This window comes from Streptomyces sp. NPDC058964 (assembly GCF_042741275.1).
GTDB lineage: Bacteria > Actinomycetota > Actinomycetes > Streptomycetales > Streptomycetaceae > Streptomyces.
On sequence record NZ_JBHYKH010000370.1, the window covers coordinates 1 to 8,049 of the forward strand.

General features: G+C 72.8%; 9 protein-coding genes and 1 pseudogene. 2 read left to right on the forward strand and 8 right to left on the reverse strand.

From position 1 onward, the window contains the following. From ACFW2E_RS33350 to ACFW2E_RS33365, 4 genes are all read right to left on the reverse strand, one after another. A partial coding sequence (locus ACFW2E_RS33350) for an AAA family ATPase (protein WP_384471610.1) occupies positions 1-820 on the reverse strand: 820 nt, incomplete at its 3' end. A 134-nt stretch (positions 821-954) separates the two neighbouring features. Then, entirely contained in the window at positions 955-1,860 is a 906-nt protein-coding gene (locus ACFW2E_RS33355) for an NAD kinase (protein WP_263207135.1), read from the reverse strand. Continuing rightward, positions 1,857-2,672, reverse strand: a complete 816-nt coding sequence (locus ACFW2E_RS33360) for a TlyA family RNA methyltransferase (RefSeq protein WP_384471589.1) — start codon at positions 2,670-2,672, stop codon at positions 1,857-1,859. The genes ACFW2E_RS33355 and ACFW2E_RS33360 overlap by 4 nt, the downstream gene beginning before the upstream one ends. Positions 2,673-2,679: 7 nt before the next feature. Next, a complete protein-coding gene (locus ACFW2E_RS33365) occupies positions 2,680-2,961 on the reverse strand; it encodes a hypothetical protein (protein ID WP_384471591.1) in 282 nt (93 codons plus the stop codon). Positions 2,962-3,003: 42 nt separating this feature from the next. On the opposite strand from ACFW2E_RS33365, the gene ACFW2E_RS33370 reads away from it, so the two are divergent. Then, positions 3,004-3,351, forward strand: a complete 348-nt coding sequence (locus tag ACFW2E_RS33370; RefSeq protein WP_384471593.1) for a sterol-binding protein — start codon at positions 3,004-3,006, stop codon at positions 3,349-3,351. On the opposite strand, the gene ACFW2E_RS33375 is transcribed toward ACFW2E_RS33370, so the two are convergent. From ACFW2E_RS33375 to ACFW2E_RS33390, 4 genes are all read right to left on the reverse strand, one after another. Next, positions 3,335-4,231, reverse strand: coding sequence for an ABC transporter ATP-binding protein (locus tag ACFW2E_RS33375; RefSeq protein WP_384471595.1), 897 nt, complete (start codon positions 4,229-4,231; stop codon positions 3,335-3,337). The genes ACFW2E_RS33370 and ACFW2E_RS33375 overlap by 17 nt on opposite strands. Further along, positions 4,192-5,268, reverse strand: a complete 1,077-nt coding sequence (locus ACFW2E_RS33380; protein ID WP_384471598.1) for a FecCD family ABC transporter permease — start codon at positions 5,266-5,268, stop codon at positions 4,192-4,194. Before ACFW2E_RS33380 ends, ACFW2E_RS33375 begins: the two co-directional genes overlap by 40 nt. Continuing rightward, positions 5,265-6,308, reverse strand: coding sequence for a FecCD family ABC transporter permease (locus ACFW2E_RS33385; RefSeq protein ID WP_384471601.1), 1,044 nt, complete (start codon positions 6,306-6,308; stop codon positions 5,265-5,267). Before ACFW2E_RS33385 ends, ACFW2E_RS33380 begins: the two co-directional genes overlap by 4 nt. Positions 6,309-6,437: 129 nt before the next feature. After that, entirely contained in the window at positions 6,438-7,466 is a 1,029-nt protein-coding gene (locus ACFW2E_RS33390; RefSeq protein WP_384471604.1) for an HAD hydrolase-like protein, read from the reverse strand. A 74-nt stretch (positions 7,467-7,540) separates the two neighbouring features. On the opposite strand from ACFW2E_RS33390, the pseudogene ACFW2E_RS33395 reads away from it, so the two are divergent. Then, positions 7,541-7,959: pseudogene (locus ACFW2E_RS33395) on the forward strand (DUF1015 family protein); the annotation flags it as partial. Positions 7,960-8,049: the final 90 nt, after the last annotated feature.

An 8,049-nucleotide genomic window follows, 5' to 3' on the forward strand; every position in this document is an offset into this window, starting at 1 on the left:
CGCTCGCGCCCGGTTGCGACGCCTGGGCGGGGGGGGGGGAGCGCACGGCCTCCACGGCCCGGTGCGCGCCCGCCACGAGCGTCGCCGCGTCGATGCCCTCGGGGTCCTCGGGATTGCCCGCGAGAGCGGCGTGCGCGGCGGTCGCGGCCGATGCCAGCGCCTCGGCGTGCCCGAGCCGCTCCGCCTCCTCCGCCAGCTCCGTGTCCTCACCGGCGCGCGGCTCGACCCCCGCGATCTCGTCGAGGCCGTAGCGCAGCATGTCGGCTTCCTGGGCGCGCTCACGCGCGCGCGTGACGATCTCCTCCAGCTCGGCGGAGACGGCCCGCAGCCGCCGGTAGGCCTCCGTGTACTTGGCGAGCGGACCGGTGACCGCGTCGCCCGCGTACCGGTCGAGGGCCTGCCGCTGCCGGGACAGCTTGAGCAGCCCCTGCTGGTCGGTCTGCCCGTGCACCGCCACCAGGTCGTCGGCCAGCTCGGCGAGCAGCCCCACGGGCACGCTGCGCCCGCCCAGGTGCGCTCGCGAGCGCCCCTCGGCCGAAACGGTACGGCTGATCAGCAGCGCCCCGTCGTCGAGCTCGGCTCCGGCCTCCTCCGCGCGTACGACGGCGGCGGCGTCCGAGGGCACGGCGATCCGCCCCTCCACGACCGCCTTCCCGGCGCCGATCCGCACGAGCGCCGGATCCGCGCGCCCGCCCAGCAGCAGCCCCAGGCTGGTGACCACCATGGTCTTGCCCGCACCCGTCTCACCGGTGACGGCGGTGAATCCCGGCGACAGCTCGACCACGGCGTCGTCGATGACTCCGAGTGACCGTATCCGCATCTCTTCCAGCACGGACAAGACCTTACGAGGTCGGGGGCCACGAGTGCGACGGCCCCCGCCCCCATAGTGTGAAGGTCCAGGTGACGAATGCGCATCGGGAGCGCTTTGTCACCCAGGGGAGTGGTCACCGTCGGCTAGTGGGGCGCTCCCCGCCAGCCCGAGACCGGCAGCGCGAACTTCGCCACCAGCCGGTCCGTGAACGAGGCGTGGTGCAGCCGGGCGAGCCGCACGGGCACGGCTCCCCGCCTGACCTCCACCCGCGCTCCCGGCGGCAGTTCGACGGTCCGCCGTCCGTCGCACCACAGCACGCCCGGCGGGATGTGCGGCAGCACTTCCACGGCCAGTACCGACTCCGGGGAGGTGACCAGTGGCTTCGCGAACAGCGCGTGCGCCGAGATCGGCACCATCAGCAGGGCCTCGACCTCGGGCCACACCACGGGGCCGCCCGCGGAGAAGGCGTAGGCCGTCGATCCGGTCGGCGTCGACAGCACGATCCCGTCGCAGCCGAAGCCCGTCACCGGCCGCCCGTCGATCTCCAGCACGACCTCGAGCAGCTTCTCGGCGCCCGCCTTCTGCACGGCCGCCTCGTTCAGCGCCCAGTCGGTGTGCACGATGTCGCCGTTGCGGTGCACCACGACGTCGACGGTCATCCGCTCCTCGACCTCGTACGCCCTGCTCACCACCCGGTCGACGACCTTGTCGAGGTCGTCCCGCTCGGCCTCCGCGAGGAACCCGACGCTGCCGAGGTTGACGCCGAGCATCGGCACCCCGGACGCGCGGGCGAACTCGGCGCCCCGCAGCAGCGTCCCGTCCCCGCCGAGCACGATCAGCAGCTCACAGCCGTCGAGGCTCTGCGGAGTCGCCTCCTCGACGAGCTCCACCTCCTCGGGCAGCGGCAGATCGCGCGCCTCGTACTCCAGGACCCGTACGCCGACACCGGACCGCAGCAGCCCCTTGACCACGAGCTCTGCGCTGCGGATGGCCGCCGGACGCCCGGTGTGGGCGAGGAGGAAAACAGTACGAGCTCGGTTCTGTGTCAACGCGGCCCCTCCGCCACTGCACGGTCAACATCGGCCGGGTCCAGTTCCGGTGCCCCGGCCCGCAGCCACAGAAAGTACTCGACGTTGCCGGACGGCCCGGGCAGCGGGCTGGCGGTGACCCCCCGCACCCCGAGCCCCAGCTCCCACGCCTTCTCGGCAACCCCCCGCACGGCCTCCGCCCGCAGCTGCGGACTCCGTACGACCCCCCCGCTCCCCAGGCGTTCCTTCCCCACCTCGAACTGCGGCTTGACCATCATCACCAGGTCGGCGTCCGGCTTCACGCACCGCTTCAGGGCGGGCAGCACCAGCCCGAGCGGAATGAAGGACAGATCACCCACGACAAGATCCACAGGTTCCCCATCGATCGCTTCAAGCGTCAACTCGCGTACGTTCGTACGGTCCTTGACGGTGACGCGTTCATCATTCCGGAGGGACCAGGCGAGTTGACCGTAGCCGACGTCGACGGCGACGACCTGCGCGGCGCCCGAGCGCAGCAGGACGTCGGTGAAACCCCCTGTGGACGCGCCGGCGTCCAGCGCCCGCCGCCCCTCGACGACCAGCCCCTGCGGCACGAAGGCCGCGAGCGCGCCCGCGAGCTTGTGGCCGCCGCGCGAGACGTAGTCGGGCTCTGCGCCGTCCTGGACGACCACGATCGCGGCCGCGGTCTCCACCTGTGTGGCCGGCTTCGTCGCGACGGTCTTGCCGACGGTGACCCGCCCCGCGGCGATCAGCTGGCTGGCGTGCTCGCGCGAGCGCGCGAGCTTGCGGCGGACCAGCTCCGCGTCCAGACGGCGGCGTGCGACTCCTGCCACGTTCGGTTCAGCTCCTGTTGCCATACGGTGTCGGGGGCGCCGGAGGTCCCGGGCGGGCGTCGAGCGCGGTGAGCGCGTCGCGCAGCCCCCGGTGTACATCCTCGTACACCTCGACATGGCCGTCGGTGGCGAGGTGGTCGGTGTCGGCCAGCCGCTCCAGCTGGGCGTCGACCTCGGCGTTGCCGGTGGGGGTGCGGGGGACCTCCAGCGGGGCGGGCGCCGCGGGGTCGCACTCGGGTTCGACCGCCGCTTCCTGCGGGCCCTCGGTCTCCGGCGCTGTGTCGCTCATGCCCCGACGCTACCCCGAACCGCTGCGGTAACGTCGATCGCGATGGCCACGATCGAGGAGTGCCGCGACGCACTCGAGAAGCTCTCGGACAACATGCGGGGTGCCGAGGGCGGCGTCCGCGAGGCCGCCGCCATGGAACGCTCGGTGAGCTGCCACGTCACCGACCTGGACGTCACCTTCGTCGGCCGGATGACCGGCGGCCGGATCGTGGTCGACGAGACCCTCCCGGGCGCCCCGCCCAAGAAGGCCCAGATCCGCCTCGCCATGGCAGGCGACGACCTGGTGGCCCTGGTCGACGGCGAGCTGCACTTCGCCAAGGCCTGGGGCTCGGGCCGGGTGCGGCTGGAGGCGAACCTGGTCGACCTGTTCAAGCTCAGGAAGCTTCTGTAGCCGCCGCTTTCACGCCCGTACGCGCCTGGCGCGCGGCCGGCACCACCAATGGCGTCCCCGTCTCCGGATCGTCGATGACCTGGCAGCGCAGCCCGAAGACCTCCTCGACCAGCTCGGCGGTGACGATGTCGCCGGGCGCGCCCTCCGCGATCACCGTGCCCCCGCGCAGAGCTATGAGGTGGGTGGCGTACCGGGCGGCGTGGTTGAGGTCGTGCAGCACGGCGACCAGGGTGCGACCCCGTTCCTCGTGCAGCTCGGCGCACAGGTCGAGGATGTCGATCTGGTGCTGGATGTCCAGGTAGGTGGTCGGCTCGTCGAGGAGCAGCAGCGGGGTCTGCTGGGCGAGCGCCATCGCGATCCACACGCGCTGGCGCTGACCGCCCGACAGCTCGTCGACGTACCGGTCGGCGAGTTCGGCGACACCGGTCTGCGCCATGGACTCCCGGACGACCCGCTCGTCCTCGGCGGACCACTGGCGCAGGATGCCCTGGTGCGGGTAGCGGCCACGGCCGACCAGGTCGCCGACGGTGATCCCGTCGGGCGCGATGGACGACTGGGGCAGCAGACCCAGCGTCCGCGCGACCCTCTTCGCCGGCACGGACTGGATGACCTGCCCGTCGAGCAGCACATGGCCCCGGCTGGGCCTCAGCATCCGGGACAGCGCCCGCAGGAGTGTCGACTTGCCGCACGCGTTCGGGCCGACGATCACCGTGAAGGAGTTGTCGGGGATCTCCACCGACAGCTGCTCGGCGATGACACGCTGGTCGTAGGCGAGGGTGACGCCCTCGGCGGACAGGCGGTTCACAGTGCTCCTTCGGTCGTTCGTCCCGCCGGTGGCGGTCACATCCGTCCTGCCTTGCGCTCGGTGACGAGGAGCCACAGCAGATAGACGCCGCCCAGGACGCCGGTGACCACGCCCACGGGCAACTGGTCTGCGCCGAAGGCGCGCTGTGCGGCCCAGTCGGCGGTGACCAGCAGGGCGGCGCCCATGCACAGGGAGGGGACCAGGTTCGGGCCGGGTGAGCGGGTCAGGCGCCGGGCGAGCTGCGGCGCGGTGAGCGCCACGAAGCCGACCGGGCCCGCGGCGGCGGTGGCGGCCGCGGTGAGCAGGACGGCCGAGACCGTCATCAGCAGCCGTACGCGCTCCACGCGCACCCCGAGGGCGTACGCGACGTCATCGCCCATCTCCGTCGCCCTGAGGCCGCGCGCATGGGCGAGGACGAGCGGTACGAGGACGGCGCACAGCGTGAGCAGCGGCCAGACCTGGCTCCAGTCGCGGCCGTTGAGGGAACCCGTCATCCACACGACCGCGCGGGCCGCGTCGACGAGGTCGGCCTTGGTGAGCAGATAGCCGTTGACGGCGGTCACCACCGCCGAGACGCCGATGCCGACCAGGACCAGGCGGTATCCGTGCACGCCCTGCTTGCGGGCGAGCAGATAGAGAGCGAGTCCGGTGACCAGGCCGCCGGCCAGCGCGCCGGCGGTGACCTCGGCGGCGGACCCGGACGTCCGCACGATCACGACGAGCGCGCCCGCCGTCGAGCCCTGGGAGAGGCCGAGCACGTCCGGGCTGCCCAGCGGGTTGCGCGAGACGGACTGGAACAGGGCGCCACCGAGGCCGAGCGAGGCGCCGACCAGCAGGCCGACCAGGGCACGCGGCAGCCGCAGCTCGTTGACGATGAAGTCCTGGAACGGGGTGCCGTTCCCGGCAAGCGTCCTGAGGACGTCGACGGCCGGGATCCCGGCGTCGCCTGTGCCGATCAGCAGGACGCTCGCGCCGAGCGCCGCGACCAGCAGCACGACGACGACGATCAGCGTGCGGACGTCGAGCCGGACGGAGAGCCCGCCGGGCGTGCGCACGGCGCGGCCCGCGCGGCTCGGCCGGTGGGCCTTCACACTCGTCTGGGGGGTGCTCACAGCTGCGCCGTCCTTCGCCGTCGTACGAGAAGGATGAAGACCGGGCCGCCGAGGATCGCGGTGACGATGCCGACCTGCAGTTCGGAGGGCCGGACGACGATCCGGCCGACGACGTCGGCACCGAGCAGCAGCACGGGTGACAGGACGGTCGCGTAGGGCAGGATCCAGCGCAGGTCGGGACCGGTGAAGGAGCGCACGGCGTGCGGCACCATCAGGCCGACGAACACGATCGGTCCGCAGGCCGCGGTCGCGGCGCCGCACAGCACGGTGGCTGCGAGCATGGCCAGGGCCCGGGTGCGGTTGAGGCCGGCGCCGAGCGCGCGGGCGGTGTCGTCGCCCATCGCCATGGCGTTCAGCGGGCGGGCGAGCCCGAGCGCGAGGACCGTGCCGACGGCGAGGAAGGGCAGCACCTGCAGGATGGTCGAGTCGGTCGCCGAGGCCAGGGAACCGACCGTCCAGAAGCGCATCCTGCCCAGGGCCGTGTCGTCCATGATCATCACGGCCTGGAGATAGCCGTACAGCGCGGCGCTGACCGCCGTACCGGCGAGAGCCAGACGCACCGGCGTGGCGCCCCGGCTGCCGCCGAGGAGCCACACCAGCGCGCCGGCCGCCGCCGCGCCGGCGAACGCGAACCATACGTACCCCCTCAGGCTCGTGACGCCGAAGCAGGTGATGGCCGTGACGACGGCGGCCGAGGCTCCCGCGTTGATGCCGAGGAGTCCGGGGTCGGCCAGCGGATTGCGGGTGAGCGCCTGGAGCACGGCGCCGGACAGACCGAGGGCGGCACCGGCGAGCAGCCCGAGGACGGTGCGCGACAGCCGCTCGTCCACGACGACGTCCCCGTAAGTCCCCGAATCGTGGAACAGGCCGTGCCAGACCTGGTCCAGCGACAGCGCCTTCGCGCCGGTCCTGATGCTCGCCAGGGCGACGAGCGTCAGGACCACCAAGGAGACGACGAGTCCAACGGCCCGTACGGCCCGTCGGGTTGAGGGCGCGGGAGCGGTGTCCGCGCGCTGTTCGGGAGGACCGTCGACCAACACGAGGTTAGGTTAGCCTACCCTTCATGCATTCTCGAGGCCGAGGCCCGAGTTCACAGGCACACGGGCACACGGGCCCGCGCCCACGGGCGCGCTCCGCCCATGGACGGCTCCGCCCACGGGCGCGCTCGCTCACAGACCGAGTCGTGCCAGCGCCTTGCCCCCGTCCAGCTCGCAGGAGCCCTCCCCGGCCGCCGTCCACGCCGCCGCGCACAGGGCGCGCAACCCGTCGAGCGCCTCACCGTCGCCCTCCAGTTCCAGCCGCTCCGGGCCGGCCGTGGCCGTCCAGCCACCGCATCGGAAGCCCTCGCCGTCCACGGTGAGCTCGGGCTGGCCGGTGAGCAGTCCACGCAGATCGGCGTCGACGTACGTCGGCCGGTGCCGCGGCGGCGCGGCCAGCAGCTGGGCGCCGTCGGTGACACCGGTCAGCACGAGCAACGAGTCGACCTCGCCGTTGAACGCGCCCTCGATGTCCGTGTCCAGCCGGTCCCCCACCACCAGCGGCCGCTTCGCGCCCGTCCGCAGGATCGTCTCCCGGTGCATCGGCGGCAGCGGCTTGCCCGCCACCTGCGGCTCCGCTCCCGTGGCGATCCGTACGACCTCCACGGCCGCGCCGTTGCCCGGCGCGATCCCGCGCCCGCTCGGGATCGTCAGGTCGGTGTTGGACGCGAACCACGGCACCCCGCGCGCGACGGCGTAGCACGCCTCCGCGAACCGGCTCCACTGCAGCTCGGGTCCGCCGTATCCCTGGACGACCGCCGCCGGATCGTCGTCCGCCGACTCGACCGGCTCGAGACCGCGCTCGCGCAGCGCCACGCGCAGGCCCTCACCACCGATGACCAGCACCCGCGCCCCCGCCGGCACCTGCTCGCTGATCAGCCGTGCCACCGCCTGCGCGGAGGTGATGACGTCACCGGCCCCCGTCGGTATCCCCAGCTCGCTCAGGTGCGCGGCCACCGCGTCCGGGGTCCGCAGCGCGTTGTTGGTGACGTACGCCAGATGCATACCGCCCTCACGTGCCACGACCAGCGACTCGGCAGCGTGCGCGATCGCGTTGCCCCCCGCGTACACCACCCCGTCGAGATCGAGCAGCGCCGTGTCGTACGCCTCGTTCAGGGGCTGCCCACTGCCCTCGGGCCTCGTCCTGACGCCCTGGCTCATTCCACATCGCTCCTCGTTCGCTCGCTTTACCCACCGATCATCCCGCACGCCATCGGCACACGTACGATGCCGGGATGAACACTGCAGGTCACTCGGAAGCAACGGCGCGCCGAGGCCTGGAACTGACGCCGTTCCGAGGCCTTCGCTACGACCCGGACCGGGTTGGCAGCCTGGCCGCCGTGACGTCCCCGCCGTACGACGTCGTCGTGCGCCCCGACGGCCTGCACCACCTCCAATCGGCCGATCCGCACAACATCGTCCGGCTGATTCTTCCGCAGGCCGGCACGCCCAGTGCCGGCAACGAACAGGCGGCCGACACCCTGCGCCGCTGGCTGGACGAGGGCGTCCTGACCACCGACCCCGAGCCCGGCCTCTACATCTACGAACAGAGCGACGGCGACGGCATGCTGCAGCGCGGCATCATCGGCGCCCTGCGCGTGTCGGACCCCTCGGAGGGCGTGGTCCTGCCCCACGAGGACGTCATGCCGCCCGTCGTGGGGGGGCCCCCCCCCCCGGGGCGCCCCCCCCCCCCCCAACCCCCAAACCCGCGCCCCACAAAAAACCCCCCCCACGCCACCCCCCC